Here is a 17,660-nt window from a genome sequence, read left to right as displayed (position 1 = left end):
TGCCGACCGGCACGATCACGTTTCTGTTCACCGATGTTGAAGGCTCGTCGCGGCCGTGGGAGGAACATCCCGCGGCCATGCGCCAGGCCATGGCACGCCACGATGCGCTGCTCGCCACGATCGTTGAGCAGCACGACGGGGTGGTCGTGCGCCCGCGGGGCGAGGGCGACAGCCTCTTCTGCGTTTTCGTGCGGGCCAGCGATGCGGTCGCTGCCGCCCTGGACGGGCAGCGGGCGCTGGCGGCCGAAGACTGGGGCATCGTCGGCGCAATCCGTGTGCGCATGGCGCTGCTGACCGGTGAAGCCGACCTGCGCGCGGGCGATTACTACGGCTCAGCCGTCAACCGCTGCGCCCGCATCCGCTCCGCCGGCTACGGCGGCCAAACGCTGCTGGCGCAGACGACGGTCGAACTGGTGCGCAGCAGCCTGCCGCCGGGCGCCAGCCTGCGATCGCTGGGTGTGCACCGCCTGCGCGGCGCGGGCCAGCCGGAGACGATTCACCAGCTCGAAGCGCCCGACTTAGCGGCCACATTCCCGCCCCTGAAGACCGAGGTGGATCGTCCAAACAACTTGCCGCTCTCACTCACAAGCTTCATCGGCCGCGAGCGAGAACTTGATGCGGTGCTTGGCCTGGTACTGCAGCACCGTCTGGTCACGCTGACCGGTCCCGGAGGGACGGGCAAGACCAGGCTGGCCATCCGCGCGGCAGAGGATTTGCTGGATGCCTTTCCGGGCGGGGTGTTCTTCGTAGACCTGGCGCCGCTGCGCGATCCCGAACACGTGCCCGCCGCCCTCGCCCGCGTTCTCGGCCTGCGCGAGTCGCCGGAACAACCGCTCATAGACACACTGCGCTTCTTCCTGCGCGAGCGCACGGTGTTGCTTGTACTGGACAACTTCGAGCACCTGATGCCGGCGGCGCCGTTCGTCGCCGGGCTGCTCTCCGCCTGCCCGGGCCTGCGCGTTCTGGCGACCAGCCGCGAGCCGCTGCGCCTGAGCGGCGAGCGGCAGTATCCCGTGCCGCCGTTGCCCCTGCCGGAGGGCGAGGCAGCCGATGAGACGGCGATAGCCGAGAGCGCGGCGGTGGTGCTCTTTGTGGAGCGTGCGCGGGAGGTGCGCCCGGACTTCGCGCTGAGCACGGAGAACGCCGCCGCCGTCTCCGCGATTTGCGCCCGGCTGGATGGCCTGCCGCTCGCAATCGAACTCGCGGCGGTGCGGGTCAAGGCGCTGCCGCCGGCTGCGCTCCTGGCGCGGTTGGACCAGCGGCTGCCGCTGCTCACCGGCGGGCCGCGGGACGCTCCCGCCCGGCAACAGACCTTGCGCGACACGATCGCCTGGAGCTACGCACTGCTGCCGCCGGCGGAGCAGACGCTCTTCCGTCGGCTCGGCATATTCGTCGGCGGCTGCACCCTGGACGCGGCGGAAGCGGTCTGCGACTCAGCCGGCGACCTGGGTATTGCAACGATCGATGGCCTCGCCTCGTTGGTGGAGAAGAGCCTCGTGCGGCCATCGATGGGCATCCACGCCGAGCCACGTTTCACCATGCTGGAGACGGTGCGCGAGTTCGCACTGGGGCATCTGGAAGCCGGCGGCGAAGCAGAGACGCTGCAACAGGGGCTGGCGGAGTATTTCATCGCTCTCGCCGAGCGCGCGGACCTTGGGCGTCGGCAGGGCGACTCCGACGGTTGGGCGCAGATTCTGGAGACGGAGCAAAGCAACGTGCGGACCGCGCTGGCCTGGGCGCTGCGGTGCGACGATGCCGTCGCCGGGTCGCGCTTGCTCGACGCGCTTTGCTGGTTCTGGGGCGAGCGGGCGCAATTCAACGAGGCGAATCAGTGGGCCGCAGCGGTACTGACGCTGCCGAGCGCGGCCAGAGGGTCTCCCGCACGAGCGCGGGCGCTGCACCATGTTGCGAGCACGGCGCGTGTACTGGGCGACTTTGCGCGGTGCGATGCGTATCTCGAGGAGAGCATCGCGATCTCTCGTGCGGGCGGTGACCTGAAGCAGCTCGCCCGCAGCCTACTGGAGCAGGGGCTGCGCTGGCGCTCGGACGATCTTACCGAAAACCGCCGGCTCATTGAGGAAAGCCTGAGCCTCTTTCGCCGCCTGGGCGACCTCAGCGGCGTCGCCGAGGCCCTGGAGCGTTTGGGGACGGTGGCAATTCGGGAGGGCGATGCCGAAGCAGCGCGCACTCTGTTCACCGAGGCTTTGAATCTCAGCCGCCAGATCGGAGACTCGTTGCATGCATCGCAGGTGCTTCTCGGCCTGGCCCAGCTAACCGCCGAGCAAGGCGACACGGCTTCCGCGCTCGCGTACTTCGAGCAGCATCTGCGACTGTCCCGTGAGCTGAAAGCTGCGGGATCGATCCTTGACACGCTCCCCAATGTAATCTTTCTCCGCTCGCTCCGCGGCGAGACGGCGGGGCTTGGCGGTCTGCTCGCCGAGAACCTTCAGCTACTGCGTGAACGGAGCGCCTACGTCGTCCTGCCAGGGACGTTGGAGATGGCCGGCGCCGTTGCCATGCGCTGGCGTCGCTGGGACCAGGCGGCGCGACTGTTCGGCGCGGCTGAGGGCTTGCGCGAGGCGCGCGGGGTCGGCCGGGCCACCGCGTATCGCGATCTCTACCGCGCGGGCGTTGAGCTGCTACGGCGCAGATTGGGCGATCAGTGCTTCGACGCTGCCTGGACGGCCGGCCGAGCGCTGTCGCGCGACGAGGCGATCGACGAAGCACTGGCGCTGGCCGCGGATCTGCGGGAAGCCGAAACCCCGCGCACCCCGCTGCAGGAACCAACTCAGGATGCGCCTGCGCCTTCCACGTTGCCGGCCGGTCTTTCGCTGCGGGAGACCGAGGTACTGCGCCTCCTCGCCGCGGGCAGGAGCAACCGCGACATCGCTGAAGCGCTGGTGCTGAGCATCCGCACGGTCGAGGCACACGTCGCCCGCGTCTACCAGAAGATCGGCGCCGCCAATCGCGCCGAGGCAACTGCCTACGTCGTGCGCCACAGATTGGCATAGAGCGTGGTCGCGCTGCGGTTGGGCGCAGCGTCAGTTGCCCGCAAACCAGGCTGATCCCTGCGCTTGTGAGACACTTCACCGCTGGGCCGGGCTTCGCTATGCTGAACATGGGACACAGTGTCCGCTGTGTTTCGCGGGGCGTGGCACAGAACGAGGTGACGGGTGTACGGCATCGGCATCGCCAAGGGCATCGGCCAGTCGCTGAAGCACGCCTTCCGCCAGCCGGTAACCGTCCAGTTCCCCGAAGAGACGCGCTGGTTCTCGCCGCGCTCGCGCACGAACCTGCTCTGGTTCGAAGAGCGCTGCACCGGCTGCTCCACCTGCGCCCAGGCCTGCCCAGACGGTTGCATCCTCGTGCAGACCTCGCCCAACCCCGACGGCTCGCTCAACAAGGACCGCTACGAGATCGACTTCCGCCTCTGCATGTACTGCGGCCTCTGCGCCGAGGCCTGCCCCTACGAGGCGATCCAGGTCGGCGGCACCTTCAAGGACTCGGTCTACGTCTTCGACGACATGTACAAGGACAAGCACGCGCTCACGCGGCTCGCGCGTGAGTATCTCGAAGGGCACAACTGGACGTATCCCAACGGCGCCAAGGCGCCCTTCGGCAACGACCTTGCCGAAGCCGTGCAGAAGCTCGATTAGGTGACAGCGAACGGGTGACAGGTGACAGTAGGGATCGCAGAAGAACCCTCCTGTAACCGGTAACCAGTCACCTGTAACCTACCGCGAGGAACGAGAGCGTGGCGACGATCACGATCGACGGCCGTTCGGTGCAGGCAGCCGACGGCGCGACTTTGCTTGAGGTCTGCAAAGCCGAAGGCGTCTACATCTCCAGCCTCTGCTACATCGACGGCCTGGCTCCCTACGCCGGCTGCCGCATGTGCCTGGTCGAAATCGAGGGCGCCCGCGGCCTGCAGCTCTCCTGCACGACCAAGATCACCGACGGCATGGTCGTGCGCACGACCACCGAAGACGTGGCCGACAGCCGCAAGGCCGTGCTCTCGATCATCCTCGCCAACCATTCCGACCGCTGCCTCACCTGCCACCGCCGCGAGCACTGCCACCCCGGCGACATCTGCCTGCGCGACGACGTCGTCACGCACCGCTGCCTCACCTGCCCCAAGAACTACCGCTGCGAGCTGCAGACGACCTGCGAAGTCGTCGGCATGTCCAACTACCAGCCGTGGGAGGACGAGGCGCGCTCCTTCTACGCGACCGAGCAGCCGCCGGCGGACCAGGGCAATCCCTTCCTCGAATTCGACCCGAAGATGTGCATTATCTGCACGCGCTGCGTGCGCGCCTGCGATGAAATACGCCACACCAGCGCGATCACGCTCGCCGGCAAAGGCTTCAGCACGCGCATCGCCTTCGGCGCCGGCGGGCCGATCCACGATTCGAGCTGCGACTTCTGCGGCGCCTGCATCGACGTTTGCCCCACGGCCACGCTGCTGGAGCACCCGCATAAGTGGGTCTCCAAGCCGCAGCAGTGGACCAACACCGTCTGCCCCTACTGCAGCGTCGGCTGCACGATCAAGCTCGGCACCAAGGACGGCAGCGGCGTGATCGTGCGGCCCAGCACGATCAACCCGGTCAGCAACGACCAGATCTGCGTGCGCGGCCGCTTCCACTACGACGCGCTGCGCAAGCGCGACTACCTCTCGCGGCCGCTGGTGCGCCGCGGCGACGCGCTGGCGCCCGTCGCCTGGGAAGAGGCGCTGGACGACACGGCCGTGCGGCTGCGCGCGATCATCGAGCGGCATGGCTCGGACGCCATCGGCTTTCTCGGCAATCCCATGCTCTCCAACGAAGAGGCGTACCTGCTGCAGAAGCTGGCGCGCATCGGCGCCGGCACGAACAACGTCGATTTCAGCGCGGGTCCGCAGGCGCAGGCGTTGGCCGGCGCCATCCGCGGCGCCTTCGGCAGTGAGGTTCTGCCTGCCGACCTCACGCAGCTCGCGCAGGCTGGCTGCATCGTCGTCGTCGGCGACGACCTGGAGTCGAGCCAACCCGTCGCCTCGCTGCGCGTGAAGGACGCGGTCACGCGGACGTTTGCCAGCATGGTGTATGTGAACTCGCGCTGGGGCGAGCTGGTGGACTTCGCCCACGCCTGGGTGCGGCCGCAGGCCGGCCAGGAGATTGCGGCGCTGAACGCGATGGTCCGCGGCCTGCTTGGCGAGGACGCGGTGAAGCAGCGGCTCAGCGGCGTGGCCGGCGTCGACGCGGCCGCCGGCGGAGAGGCGACCGAGATCGAGGGGCTGGACGAGGCGATCGCCTTTTTGAAGGAGGCGGCGAAGGGCGAGAACGAGCGCATTGCCGTCGTCTTCGCGCCCACGCCCTTCGGCGCCTGGCAGAACGTGCAGCTCTGCCGCGCCGCCGCCAACCTGGCGATCGTGCTGGCCGGGCCGGACCAGGCGCCCGCGTCCTTCTACTACCTGCCGGCGGACGTGAACACGAACGGCGTGCGCGACATGGGCCTCGGCCCCGACCTGCTGCCGGGCCTGCACCCGCTGTCTGATACGACCTTCCGCGGAACGCTGGCCGAGGCCTGGGGCGCGGAGCTGCCGGCAAACGCCGGCATGGACGCGGCCGCCATGCTGCGCGCCGCGAAGGCTGGAACCCTCAAGGCGCTGGTGATCGCCGGCGACAACCCGCTGCTCTCCGCGCCGGACAAGCAGCAGGTGCGGCAGGCGCTGTCCTCGCTGGAGCTGCTCGTCGTGATCGACAGTGTGCTGACCGACACAGCCCAGCTCGCCCACATCGTCCTGCCCGACGTGGACGTCTACGGCAAGGACGGCACGTACACGCCCGCGGATCGCCGCGTGCTGCGACGCATGGCCGCCACCGGCCCGGCCGGCGAAGCCACGCCGGCGCTCGACATCCTCATCGGCCTGGCGCGGCGGCTGGCGCCGGCGCGAGCCGCTTCGCCCCACCTGTCCGCCGAACAAGTGATGGACGAGATCGCCGGCATCGTCCCGGCCTACGCCGGCTCGCGCTACCCGCTGCTCGTGCTCGGCGATCGGCCGCAGACGCTCAACGGCGCGGCGCCGTCGTCCGGCGGCGCGTCGTTGCAGGTCGCAACGGCGCCCACCGCCAACGGCCGTGACGGCTCGCTCGCGCTGCTCAGCGGCCGCACACTCTACACCAGCCTGGAAGCGGCGAGTCTGCACAAGCCCGACGCGGACAAGTTGCACCGCGAGCAGTACGCCGAGTTGAGCCTTGCCGACGCCGAGCGGCTTGGCGTCGCCGATGGCGATCCGCTCGTGCTCGACGGCGCCACGGGCACCCTGCGCCTGCGCGCCCAGGTCCGCGACTCGATCCAGTCGGGCAGCGTCTTCGTGCCCTGGCCGTTCGACGGCGGCGCCCTGACGGCGCTCCTGCCGGCGGAGCCGGCGGAGGGTGAAACGCCGCACGTGCGCGTGACGAAGGGCGAAGGGTAGCGCGGCGGCCCCGTCGCCCGCTCCGGCCGGCGCTATAAGCGGGCGTCTCGGTCCGGCTGTGGCTTGTCCGGCATCGCTGGCCTACCATGAGCCAAACGGCTCGCACCGCGTGGTTTCACGCCGGAATCTCCCGCCGCAAAGGAGGGCGCCGATGGCTGCCTGGCCGCTCGCCGATCGCATGGCCCGTCTGGGCACGGAAACGGCCTTCGAGGTGCTGGCCCGCGCCCGGGCGCTCGAAGCCGAAGGGCGCAGCGTCGTCCACCTGGAGATCGGTGAGCCGGACTTTGACACGCCGGAGAACGTGCGCGACGCGGCAAAGCGCGCCCTCGACGACGGCTTCACCCACTACGGACCATCCGCCGGGCTGCCCGAACTGCGCGACGCGATCGCGGAGTATATGGGGCCGGCGCGCGGCCTGAGCTTCTCGCCCGAGGAGGTGGTGGTAACGCCCGGCGGCAAGCCGATCATGTTCTTCGTGATGCTCGCCACGCTGAACGAGGGCGACGAGGCGATCTACCCGAATCCCGGCTTCCCGATCTACGAAAGCGTGATCGAGTTCCTGGGCGCGCAGCCCGTGCCGGTGCGCCTGCGCGAGGACACGGGCTTTCGGCTCGACCTGGACGACTTCGCCGCGAAGCTCTCGCCCCGCACGCGTCTAGTCATCCTCAACTCGCCGCACAACCCCACCGGCTCGATGCTAACCCGCGCGGACCTGGAAACGATCGCGGACCTCGTGCGCGGGCGCGACCTGCTGGTGCTCTCGGACGAGATCTACAGCCGCATGGTCTACGACGGCGAGTTTTGCAGTATCACCTCGCTGCGCGGTATGCGCGAGCAGACCTGCATCCTCGACGGCTTCTCCAAGACGTACGCCATGACCGGCTGGCGCCTTGGCTACGGCGTGATGCCGGTCGACCTGGCGGCGCAGATCGCCCGCCTGATGACCAACAGCAACTCCTGCACCGCCTCGTTCGTTCAACGTGCGGGGATCGAGGCGCTGCGCGGACCGCAGGAGTCGGTAGTGACGATGGTGGCCGAATTCCGCCGCCGTCGTGATGCGATCGTCGACGGCCTGAACGGGATTCCGGGAGTCAGCTGCCGGCGGCCAGCCGGGGCGTTCTACGTCTTCCCGAACATATCGGGCACCGGCCAGAGCTCGGCCGCGTTTGCCGACCGGCTGCTCAACGAGCACGGCGTGGCCGCGCTGGCCGGCACCTCGTTCGGCGCCTTCGGCGAGGGGTATCTGCGGCTCTCGTACGCGAACTCGCTCTCCCAGATCCGCCTGGCGCTGGAACGCATCGGCGATGCGGCGCGGGCGCTGGCAACGAGGTAGGGATGGAGTTCCGGCCGGACGGCGGGCGGGCCGCCGATTGCGCCCTCGCGCTCGCCGTGCTGCTGGCCGCATGCAGCAGCGGCAACAACAAGCCGGCGCGGCAAAGCGTCACGGCGACCAGCGCCGTCACCGCCAGCGCAGCCGCAGCGCGGACCGCATCGCCGGCACAGACGCCAGCGAACGCGGCGCTCACACCGTTGCCGAGCGGCGGTTCCGCGGCCGCGGCGCCCGCAGGCTCGCCGCTGGCCAGCGCCACGCCGCCGCCGGCGCTGCAACCCGTGAGTGACCGACTGCAGCCGCTCTTTCTCAAGACCGGCGATCTGCCCGCCGCGCTGCAAACCTGGAACTACGCCGCGCCGGTCGGCCTTGCGAACAGCACCTACGTGCAGGGCAAGCCCAACGCGGCGCAGCTCAGCCAGCAACTCGATCGCGAGGGCCGGCTCGGCACGTTTTTGGCCGCGTGGGGCAACGGCAGTGGTCAGCAGGCCACGTTGCAGACGCACGCCGAGTCGCAGTTGCAGGACGTGCTCGCGCTCTACAAGAGCCCCGACGCGGCCGCGACGGGCTGCCCGTTTGTCGCGCAGGAGATACAGCCCGTGGTGCAAAGCCCGAACGGCGATGTGACGACGACGACGCCGCTGGACCTGCCCGCCGCCGGCCACGAGTTCAAGGCGTATCACATCGACTACCGCTACACCGCGGCCGTGGGCGCTGCGGGCAGCGGCGCCACGGCGCGGCTGCAGCAGGTCTTCCTGCTCGCCTGCTGGCGGCGGGGCGACGTGGTGGCCACCGTCCAACTCGGCGCGCTCAACCAAGAACCGTCACAGGACGAGTTCAAGCAGATTGTGGCCGCACAGGACAAACGGCTGACCGATGCCGGGCTACAATAGGCGGCGCGTGCGGCTCGAAGCGGCCGCACGGTGAAGGAGGCGCGACCATGATCTACGAGCTGCGCACCTACACGCTCAAGCCCGGCAGCGTGGGCAAGTTCGAGGAGCTGTGGGCGCCGATGGTTGAGGCGCGCAGCAAGCTCTCGCCGCTGGCCGCACTCTGGCACACCGAGATCGGCCCGCTCAACCAGGTCTTGCACCTCTGGCCCTACGAAAGCCTGGAGGAGCGCACGCGCGTCCGCGCCCAGGCCGTCGAGCAGAGGATCTGGCCGCCGCCGACGGAGGATCTGATCGTGCGCATGGAGTCGGAGATTCTGCACCCGGCTCCCTTCATGCGTCCCTTGAAGCCGGCCAAGCTCGGCAACGTCTACGAGCTGCGCATCTACACCTACCGGCCGGGCACCATGCCCGAGGTCATCCGCCGCTGGGCCGACGCCGTGCCGCACCGGGAGAAATACTCGCCGCTGGCCGGCGCCTGGTACAGCGACATCGGCACCGTCAACCGCTGGTATCACCTCTGGCCGTACGCCAGCGTGGCCGACCGCGAACGCGTCCGCGCCGAGGCGGGGAAAGACCCGCACTGGCCGGCGCCCACCGGCGAGTTTATCGTCAGTATGGAGAACAAGCTGCTCATTCCGGCGAGCTGCTCGCCCTTGCACTGACCCCGGCATCGAAGAATTCGGCGGGCCGGGCAGTTGCTGCCCGACCCGCCGTTCACGTTACCCCCGACCCGAAGCGCTGCCGCTTGGCCCCGCCTCACTCGTAGCGCAGCGCCTCCGCGATCGGCAGCGAGGCCGCCTGGCGCGACGGAATGTAGGTCATCAGCAGCGAGAGCAGGTAGCCCACGCCGGCGAAGATGATGATCTGCGCCCACGGCAGCGAGAACGAGGCGCCGCTGGTGTCTCCGAACGTCGTGCTGGTGAACAGGTTGTACGAGAGGATCGAAGCGGTAATCACGCCGGCGGCGATGCCGAACAGCGCGATGAAGCTCGTTTCCAGCGCGAAGCTCAGCGCCACCTGGCCGCGGCGGTAGCCCACGGCCCGCAGCATGCCGATCTGCTGCCGCCGCTCCACCACCGTGCGGGCCGCGATCACGGCCACCGCGGCGATGCCCACGAACAGCCCCAGGCCCATGAAGCCCTCGAACAGGTAGCTGATCCCCTTCTGGATCGCCAGGGCGTCGGCGATGTCGCTGCGGATCGAGGTCGCCTGCACGCCGTACTGTGAGAGCGCGGCGCGGATCGACTTCGCGTAGACCTTATCGTCGGTGCCCGGCGTCAAGCGAATCGAATACAAGTCGAAAGCCGGCTGACCAAGGGACTGCGTGTACGTAGAACCCGAGACCATCAGCGTGGCGAAGACGTTCTGCACAGTCTGATCGATCACGCCGATGACGTGCAGCGTCGTCTCCTTCCCCGCGGCGTCGCGAATCACAACGTCGATCGGCTTGTCGAACGTCTTGTCGCTGTTCTTCACGCCCTTCAGCACAAAGTTGGGACCGTCGCTGCCGCCCCCCTGCTGGCCGCTCAAAGCGCCCGCGTCGATCACGGCATCGGTCGGCTGCGTCTCCAGGGTCTTCCAGATCTGCTCCTTCGGGATGTCCTTGACGTGCGCCTGGATCTTCATCTGGTTCGCGTCGAGGAACGCCGGATCGCCCGCCCGCACGAAGTAGCGCTGCCACTTAGTCGAGTTGGCCATGCGGATGTCGGTCGTGCCGCGGTAGCCCGTGGTCGCGCCCATCGCCGCGATCTTCGAGGTGTCCACGCCGTTCTTTGCCATGGCGGACTTGAAGTCGCCGAGGTTGTTGTTCAGGTTGGTATCGACGTTCACGTCCCAGCCGCCGCGGGCGCTGTCGCCGGCGAACAGCTTCGCCGTGTTCGAGTTGACCGAGCTCATCACGGTGATGCTGAAGATGATCAGCGAGAACATGCCCAGCGTGAGGCCGGTGCGCAGCTTGCTCGCCATTGGGTACGCGATCGCGGTTGCCAGCGCCGGCCGCACGCTGCCAAGTCCGCCTCCCACGCGGTTGACCAGGCGGGCGAGCAGCTCGCCATTGAAGATCAGCACCAGCGTCGAGGCCAGCACGATCATCACGCCCGAGAGGAAGAACATCTCGAAGTTGCCGCTGTCGTTACCGTAGAAGCTGCCGAACAGGTTCTTCAGCACGTCGAACGGCAAGAGCCAGTAGACCAGCATCAGCACGCCGAACGCGGTGAAGGCGACGCGGTTGGAGACGCCGCGCACCCGCGCGATCAGCGCCAGGCCAAGCGCCGTGATCGAGACGCCGGCGGCGAAGAGGAAGAGGCTGCCGGCGGCGTGACTGCCGAGCAGGCTGAGCAGCCCCACAAGCAGGCAGACCACGCTCCAGACCGAGGTCCAGCTCATGCCGAAGCCGCGCAGGATGCCGAGCACCGCCCAGACCGGCGCCACGCCCGGGAGCAGGGAAACCAGCGCCCGCCAGGCCACCCCCCAGCCGCGGCGGCCGACCAGCCACGGCGCGACGATCAGCAGCACCAGCCCAGCGGCCGCGATGCCGAGACCCAGCCCGGCGGCGCTGCCCGCCGCTGTGAGGCCGCTGACGACGGCGATGCCGCCCACCAGACGCAGCACGCTGCTGAGAATGGCCGCACCCTTCACACGTCGCGGCTCGCGGCCCTTGACCGTGTCTTCGGGCATGTCGCGAATCGCCGCAACGATGTTCATGCGCGTGGTTCGATAGGACGAGAAGACGACGGTGATGAAGGTCAGCGCCACGCCGAGGCAGTAGGCCACCACGACGCTGCGCGGGCTGACGTGGCCGGCGAAGGGCAAGGTATTGTTGCCGGTGAAGATCAGATTGGCCGCGATCCAGATGATCAAGAAGGCCACGCCGACGCCAAGCGCCGCGCCGACGATGCCGGCCAGCAGGTTGTAGACCATCCCCTCGGCCAGAAACGATTGCACCAGGCCCAGGCGCGAGATACCCACGGCGCGGGCCATGCCCATCTCCGCGCGCCGTTCGGCGGCCAGCATCACGAAGATCAGGAAGATCAGCATCATGCCCGCGGCGATCGAGAAAAGTCCGATCACCACAAAGAGCGTGGTGAACACATTGCCCAGCGTCTCGGCCGTGTTCACGAAGTCGTGCTTCGCGTTCACCGCCTTGACCGTCACGCCCTTGCTGTCGAGCGACTCGATCACGGGCGCCGAATTCACGGCGTCCTTCAGCGTCGGAAACAGCTTCTCCCCGCGCGTGAGTCCGGCGTGCGAATCCTTGCTGGTGGAGAGATAGAGCTGGTTGACGCCGTCCGGCTTGCCGACGATCTGGCGTGCGGCCTCGAGCGGCAGCACGATGCCGCCGTTGCCGTTACTGTTGCCGACATCCTGCCAGCCGGTCATGATCTGGTCGTTGACGATCGCCTTCACCGTGAAGCTGTGCTGCTGGTTGTTGAACAGGCTAACGATCGTGTCGCCCGGCCGCGCGTCGATCTTGTCGGCCGCCGTGGCGTTGATGAACACCTCGTTGGGGCCCAGATCGCTCAGTTCAACGTGCCCGCCGCCCTTCGCCGCGAGGCCGCCTAGCTTTTGCACGACCGCCGGGTCGAGGCCGACGAGGTGGTACTGCGGCTCGGTGAGGCGTGTGCGCGGGTTGCCGACCGGCGCCGGCTCGTTGATCATCGGCACCCAGGTCAGCAGCTCCTTCGGCGTGCCGAACTCATCCTCGATCGCGCTTACCGAGGCGCCGGAGATGTACGGTGCCCCTGCCGTCGCGGCGGCGCCGCCGACCGGCCGTGTCTGCACTCGCAGATCGAGCGCGCCGAGGTTGTCGTAGACCGACTTGGTGATGCTGTAGTCGAGCGAATCGCCCACGGCGAAGGCGGCAGCGATGATCATCGTGCTCACCATCAGGCCGAAGACGATGATGATCGACTGGGCGCGCCGGCGCGGGATGTTACGCAGCCCCAGCTTGAACAGCACGGGATTGCGGACGGCGGCCAGCACGAAGGCGAGCAACGCCGCGCCCACGATCACCAGTAGCCCGATCATGATCCCGTTCATGGGGATGCCGAAGAGTGATTTCATGGTGGTGCTCCACGCGCAAAGGACGAAGCCAGGGAAGCGAGGCAGAGCCACACGAACGCGATGGGGGCGCGCATCCGCACGCCCGCGGGCGCGGGGCGACAGCGCCGCTCAGCCGCACGGCGGCGGCTGCAACGAGGTCGCTAGCGCAGACGTTCCTCGCCGACGATCAGGCCGTCGATCATGCTCACGATGCGATGGCAGCGTTGTCCCACGCCGGCGTCGTGCGTGACGATCACGAATGTCTGCTGCTGCTCGGCGTTCAGCCGCTCCATCAGGGCCATGATGTCTTCGGCCATCTGGCTGTCGAGATTGCCCGTGGGCTCGTCGGCCCAGACGATCGCCGGGTCGTTCACCAGGGCCCGAGCGATGGTGACGCGCTGCCGCTGGCCGCCGGAGAGCTGCGCCGGGCGGTGGTGGCCGCGATCTTCCAGCCCAACCTGTTCCAGCGCCGCGTTGGCCTTCTGCCGCGCCAGCTTCGGATTGACGCCCGAGACCACGAGCGGCAGCTCAACGTTCTCGACCGCGGTCAGCACGGGCAGCAGGTTGTATGACTGAAAAACGAAACCCATGCGCCGGGCGCGATAGGTCGTTTTCTGGTTGTCGTCGAGGTGCGCCAGGTCGGTGCCCTCGATCAGCACACGTCCGGCGTCGATGAAATCGAGCCCGCTGAGGCAGTTGAGCAGGGTCGTCTTGCCGCAGCCCGACGGACCCATGATCGCCACCATTTCGCCCTTGGCGACCCGCAAGGTGACGCCGCGCAACGCCGGTGTCACCACCGAGCCGCTGTGATAGGTCTTCTCGATGCCTTCGGCGTCCACCATGTGCGGAAGTGCGGGCTCCGCAGGCCGCGCTTCTGCTATCACCGCGGCCTTCACCTCAGCCATATGTGAATTCCCTTCCCTACAGGTCATGCCGGATCTTGACCGGCTGCTCCACAGGTATGATGCGTGCGGACATCATCCGCGGCACGGTCCCACAGTGTACATCGCGGTGCAGTCGATGGGCGCGCGACACCCCGTACATCGGTACGGGGGTACGGGGGTACGGGGGTACGGGGCAGCGCACCCGAACAGTCTTCATAGTGGCATATTCAGGGTAGCGGATGATGTGCCGCTCGGGCCAGTCCGTCGCCGCCGGCCTAGCGGCCCAGCTCGCCGCCGTCCGCGCCGGATACCGGAGCGGGCATGCGTGCCGGCGCCACGGGCGCCAGGGCGGGAAGGGTTTGGAACGTCGTCGCTTCTGCCGGCTTCGGCGTACCGTCGGCCCAGCCGGGATAGAGTGCGTTGAGGTTGGCGACGTCCTGGGCCTGCGGCGCGTCGTAGCCGTTCCAGCCCTGCCGCATGATCTGCGGCGTATGGTCGGTCTTCAGCGGGTGCGCCAGGCCAAGCACATGGCCGAACTCGTGGGTCGCCGTCTTCAGCCGCACCTCAACCGTCTCGGCGTCCAGCTCAGAACGGTTCAGAAATACTTTCGCGTGCGCGTAACTGCAGGCAAGGCAGTCGTTGCCAGCCCCGTCATACAGCTCCGTCACGCCCCAATAGTCGCCGTCGGGGCCGTCGTCGAAGCCGGTGCAGACGAACAGTTGCACCGTGGCCGTGTCCGTGCTGTCCGTGCGAACGAACGCCGCGGGCGAGTCCGTCGCGTTCCATTGCGCGGCCGCGTCATCGATGATCGTCTGATACGACGGATCGGCGCAGGCCGTGTCGTTGTACGTGATCACGAGCGCTGCACCACGGCTTACCGCCCAGCCGCCCCCGAAGCCCGCAGCCCGGACGTGCGGCACGGCCACCGCCAGGACGGCCGCGGACAGCAGCGCCACGCCGATGGCGGTTCGCCATCCGCGCACAGCGCCGCGTCGATTCCACACGCCGGTCATGTTCATGCTGCACACCGTCCTTTGCTTCGTCTCGTGTTGTCATTATTGTAACGATCGTGCGACGACCGCGGATGCAGCAGCGGTCACGCTCGCTCTGTGAAGCACGAGACAGGGCCAAAGCGCCCAACTTTCAGACGCCGGGCAAGCGAAACGGCGCCGAACCACTTCAGTGCGGCGGCGCGACGACCTGCAGCGCCTCGGGCTCTTCGGCGCTGGAGTTCAACTCCACCACCACGTGCTCGACCTCGGGAATACGCGCGACGAGCCGCGCCTTGAGCGCGTCCACCAGCGCCCCGGCCTGCGAGACGGTGAGGTTCGGGTCTACCTCGGCGTGCAGTTCAACCAGTGTTTCCGAGCCGATCATGCGCCCGGCGATGCCCGTGAGCTGCACGCCCGCGACCCGCGCGCTCTCGGCGATCACGGCCGCGCGCACGGACGGTGTCAGGCTGGTGTCCATCAGCTCGGTCGCGGCGCCGAGAAACACCTGGAAGGCGGTGTACAGAATAAAGCCGCTCACGATCAGCCCCGCCAGCGGGTCGAGCAGCGACCAGCCAGCGCGGGCGGCCGCGATGCCGGCGATGACGACCGCTCCGGAGAGCACGTCCGCCAGATGATCGCGTGCGTCGGCATTGACCGCCTTACTGCGCGTCGCCCGCGCGACACGGCCGGCGTAGATGGCCAGCACGAGCTTGGCGGCGGTGGCGAACAGCGCCACCCAGAGCGTCAAGAGGTCCGGCGCACCCTGCCGCCCGCGCGCCAGGCTCCCAATCGACTCCCAGCCCACCAGCAGGCCGGCGGCGCCGATCACCATCGCGGCGAAGTTGGCCGAGAGCGCCTCGGCGCGCCCGTGACCGTACGGGTGCGCGGCATCGGGCGGCTTGCGCGAGACCAGCAGGCTAGCCAGCGCGAGCAGGGAGTTCACCAGATCCGCGGCGGAGTGCACGGCGTCGGCGACGAGCCCGCTGCTGTGGCCGAGCGCGCCGGCCGTCCCCTTCAGGACGATCAGCAGCGCGTTTGCGGCCACCCCGAACAGCACGGCACGAATGCCGCGCGCCCGGCGTTCATTCGATCCGTGTGCATGCACGTTGCTGTGCTCTCAGCCGGCGGTCACCTGGGCAATGGTTCAGGCGCGGTCGGGGGAGGCGCCGCCCCGCCGGGCACGCGGCGGCCGGCTAGCGGCCTCCCGCCGTTCGGCGGCCACATGCTCGGCGCGATCGTGCGCCGGGGCAGCGCCCTCCGCGGAGCCACGCCGGCCGGATCGGACGGCACGAACACCGGCGTTCTCACCACGCTGGCGCAGCGACGCCGTCACCGGCGGCGCGGCCGGCGTCGCTGCGCCTCCGTCCCGGCCGGCGTGCGTCTGACCGCGTTCGCTAGCCGCCGGGGCTGATGCTGGCTGCCCGGTCCGGCGAGACGGCAGGCCCGGTCGCGCGGGCTGCCGTGGGCGCGACTCGTCGCCGCGCCGGTCCTCGGCCCGCGCGCCTGGCGGATTGCGACCGCGTCCCGGCCCGAGCGGATCGCGCCCGTTGCGAGCCGCGGACGGCGTGACACCCTCTCGCGGCGGGCGGCCGGGCGCCAGCGAGCGACGTCGCGGGAACGCGGGTTGGCTCGTGCGCTGCTGTTGATCGCGTTCGTCGCCGAGGCCGCCGTCACGCTCGTAACTCTCGCGCTGGCCCGCGGAGGCGCCGCCCATCGATCCGGGCCGCAAATAGCTGCGGCCGGGCCGCGCGACGGACCCACCCCCCGCGCCGCGCCCACCGTTCGCCGAGGTGCCGGCCCGTCCGGGGGATCCTCCCGATCGGAGCGGTGCAGACGCGGGACCTCGCCCGCCCGCGCCTGATGCCGAGGGCGAGCGGCCCGCGGCGCCGGGGGTCCAGTCATGCAGCCCCGGCCGGTAGCTGCGCGCCCCGCGGCGGTCCCCCTCCTCGCCGGGGCGGCGGCCCCGGTCGCGCGATGGCGATCCGCGCTGCTGATCGTTGCGACGGCGGCCTTTACTGCCGAATGGTGGCGCCACGATGCTCTCCTCAATATTGCGCCGTGCGGAGCCGGGATGGCGGACTTGAGCGCGTAGACCTGACACGGCGAGCGCCGCGAAGACGACCGCGCCTCCGCGCGCGCCGGTCACACGGCGTTTCCTCTCGGCCTGCGCGGCGGCGCAGGCTCCGAAATGCGAACCGGTGGCGCAATCACGCGCACCCGCTGGTCCGGATGCGGCCACGGCCGGCACTGCGCTGCGCGCGATACGCGATCGGCCGACATTGGCTCGGGTTCATGAATCGGCGCTGCTCTTCGAACGTTGCATCCAAGACCGCTCGAGCCGCTCACCGTGCGCATCTTCCCGGTGGAGCAGCGGCGGCTCTGTAAACAGCCCCTGTGCGGTGATGCCGCGAGGCGCAAGCCAGATCAAGGATGCGGTGCAGGCGCCCTCGCACCAGCCGGCGCGGGGCGCCACGACTCGCCGGCACGGCGTGTTCCCAGTATACCGCAACTTTTCGTCCGCAACGCGTTTGCCGACGTAATCACCGGCAGAATGTGTGTGCTCGCGACGCGATATGGGGCCAGCGACCGGTTTGACCGCCCTTCGAACCGCCTCCTAGAATGAGCCTTGCGGAGTGATCCCGACGAGCTTTCGCGCAGTGAGGTTGGACCAGCTTGCACGAGCGTACGACGCTGCCCAACGGTCTGCGCATCGTCAGTGAGACGATGCCCCACACGCGCTCCGTCAGCATCAGCATCTACGTTGGCGCGGGCAGCCGCTACGAAACGCGGCCGCAGGCCGGCATGTCGCACTTCGTCGAGCACATGCTCTTCAAGGGCTCAGCCGCGCGACCCACCGCGCAACTCATTTCCGAAGCCGTCGACGGCGTTGGCGGCCTGCTCAACGGCGGCACCGACCGCGAGTTGACCGTATATTATGTCAAAGTCGCGCGTCCGCACCTCGAACTGGCGGCGGACATCCTGATCGACATGCTCCGCCGGCCGCTGTTCGAACCGGAGGAACTGGAGAAGGAGCGCTCCGTCATTATCGAGGAGCTGCGCAGCGTGGCG

General features: G+C 68.8%; 11 protein-coding genes. 7 read left to right on the top strand and 4 right to left on the bottom strand.

The features are described from left to right. The 6 genes from VKV26_24860 to VKV26_24835 all read left to right on the top strand — a co-directional run. Nucleotides 1-3,011, top strand: a 3,011-nt coding sequence (locus tag VKV26_24860; protein HLZ73148.1) for a LuxR C-terminal-related transcriptional regulator, incomplete at its 5' end; no start/stop codon positions are given. 162 nt (nt 3,012-3,173) lie between these two features. Next, nucleotides 3,174-3,656, top strand: a complete 483-nt coding sequence (locus VKV26_24855) for an NADH-quinone oxidoreductase subunit I (protein HLZ73147.1) — start codon at nt 3,174-3,176, stop codon at nt 3,654-3,656. A gap of 98 nt (nt 3,657-3,754) precedes the next feature. Continuing rightward, the gene (locus VKV26_24850) at nt 3,755-6,451 is read left to right on the top strand and encodes a molybdopterin-dependent oxidoreductase (GenBank protein ID HLZ73146.1); all 2,697 of its coding nucleotides are present in this window, start codon (nt 3,755-3,757) and stop codon (nt 6,449-6,451) included. Nucleotides 6,452-6,602: 151 nt separating this feature from the next. Beyond that, complete coding sequence (locus tag VKV26_24845; GenBank protein HLZ73145.1) at nt 6,603-7,784, top strand: pyridoxal phosphate-dependent aminotransferase; 1,182 nt, start codon at nt 6,603-6,605, stop codon at nt 7,782-7,784. Between the two features lie 2 nt (nt 7,785-7,786). After that, complete coding sequence (locus tag VKV26_24840) at nt 7,787-8,674, top strand: hypothetical protein (protein HLZ73144.1); 888 nt, start codon at nt 7,787-7,789, stop codon at nt 8,672-8,674. Nucleotides 8,675-8,721: 47 nt separating this feature from the next. After that, complete coding sequence (locus tag VKV26_24835) at nt 8,722-9,336, top strand: NIPSNAP family protein (GenBank protein HLZ73143.1); 615 nt, start codon at nt 8,722-8,724, stop codon at nt 9,334-9,336. A 94-nt stretch (nt 9,337-9,430) separates the two neighbouring features. Here the strand turns inward: VKV26_24835 and VKV26_24830 are convergent, their stop codons facing one another. The 4 genes from VKV26_24830 to VKV26_24815 all read right to left on the bottom strand — a co-directional run bounded on the left by VKV26_24830 (nt 9,431) and on the right by VKV26_24815 (nt 15,648). Further along, nucleotides 9,431-12,736 carry an FtsX-like permease family protein gene (locus VKV26_24830; GenBank protein ID HLZ73142.1) on the bottom strand — a complete coding sequence of 1,102 codons (3,306 nt, stop codon included), beginning with the start codon at nt 12,734-12,736 and terminating at the stop codon, nt 9,431-9,433. Between the two features lie 140 nt (nt 12,737-12,876). Beyond that, complete coding sequence (locus VKV26_24825) at nt 12,877-13,557, bottom strand: ABC transporter ATP-binding protein (protein ID HLZ73141.1); 681 nt, start codon at nt 13,555-13,557, stop codon at nt 12,877-12,879. A 317-nt stretch (nt 13,558-13,874) separates the two neighbouring features. Next, nucleotides 13,875-14,618 carry a hypothetical protein gene (locus VKV26_24820; GenBank protein HLZ73140.1) on the bottom strand — a complete coding sequence of 248 codons (744 nt, stop codon included), beginning with the start codon at nt 14,616-14,618 and terminating at the stop codon, nt 13,875-13,877. 160 nt (nt 14,619-14,778) lie between these two features. Beyond that, the gene (locus tag VKV26_24815) at nt 14,779-15,648 is read right to left on the bottom strand and encodes a cation diffusion facilitator family transporter (protein ID HLZ73139.1); all 870 of its coding nucleotides are present in this window, start codon (nt 15,646-15,648) and stop codon (nt 14,779-14,781) included. Between the two features lie 1,616 nt (nt 15,649-17,264). On the opposite strand from VKV26_24815, the gene VKV26_24810 reads away from it, so the two are divergent. Further along, a partial coding sequence (locus VKV26_24810) for a pitrilysin family protein (GenBank protein HLZ73138.1) occupies nt 17,265-17,660 on the top strand: 396 nt, incomplete at its 3' end.

It is taken from the genome of Dehalococcoidia bacterium (assembly GCA_035310145.1).
Lineage (GTDB): Bacteria > Chloroflexota > Dehalococcoidia > CAUJGQ01 > CAUJGQ01 > CALFMN01.
The sequence above is the reverse complement of the archived record's forward strand: the minus strand, read 5'-3'. Positions and strand labels throughout refer to the sequence as shown.

Excerpts from the sequence above, each read along its gene's own strand:
- VKV26_24835 (HLZ73143.1), top strand. The coding sequence starts at position 8,722 with ATGATCTACGAGCTGCGCACCTACACGCTCAAGCCCGGCAGCGTGGGC.
- VKV26_24845 (HLZ73145.1), top strand. The coding sequence starts at position 6,603 with ATGGCTGCCTGGCCGCTCGCCGATCGCATGGCCCGTCTGGGCACGGAA.
- VKV26_24825 (HLZ73141.1), bottom strand. The coding sequence starts at position 13,557 with ATGGTGGACGCCGAAGGCATCGAGAAGACCTATCACAGCGGCTCGGTG.
- VKV26_24840 (HLZ73144.1), top strand. The coding sequence starts at position 7,787 with ATGGAGTTCCGGCCGGACGGCGGGCGGGCCGCCGATTGCGCCCTCGCG.
- VKV26_24830 (HLZ73142.1), bottom strand. The coding sequence starts at position 12,736 with ATGAAATCACTCTTCGGCATCCCCATGAACGGGATCATGATCGGGCTA.
- VKV26_24820 (HLZ73140.1), bottom strand. The coding sequence starts at position 14,618 with ATGAACATGACCGGCGTGTGGAATCGACGCGGCGCTGTGCGCGGATGG.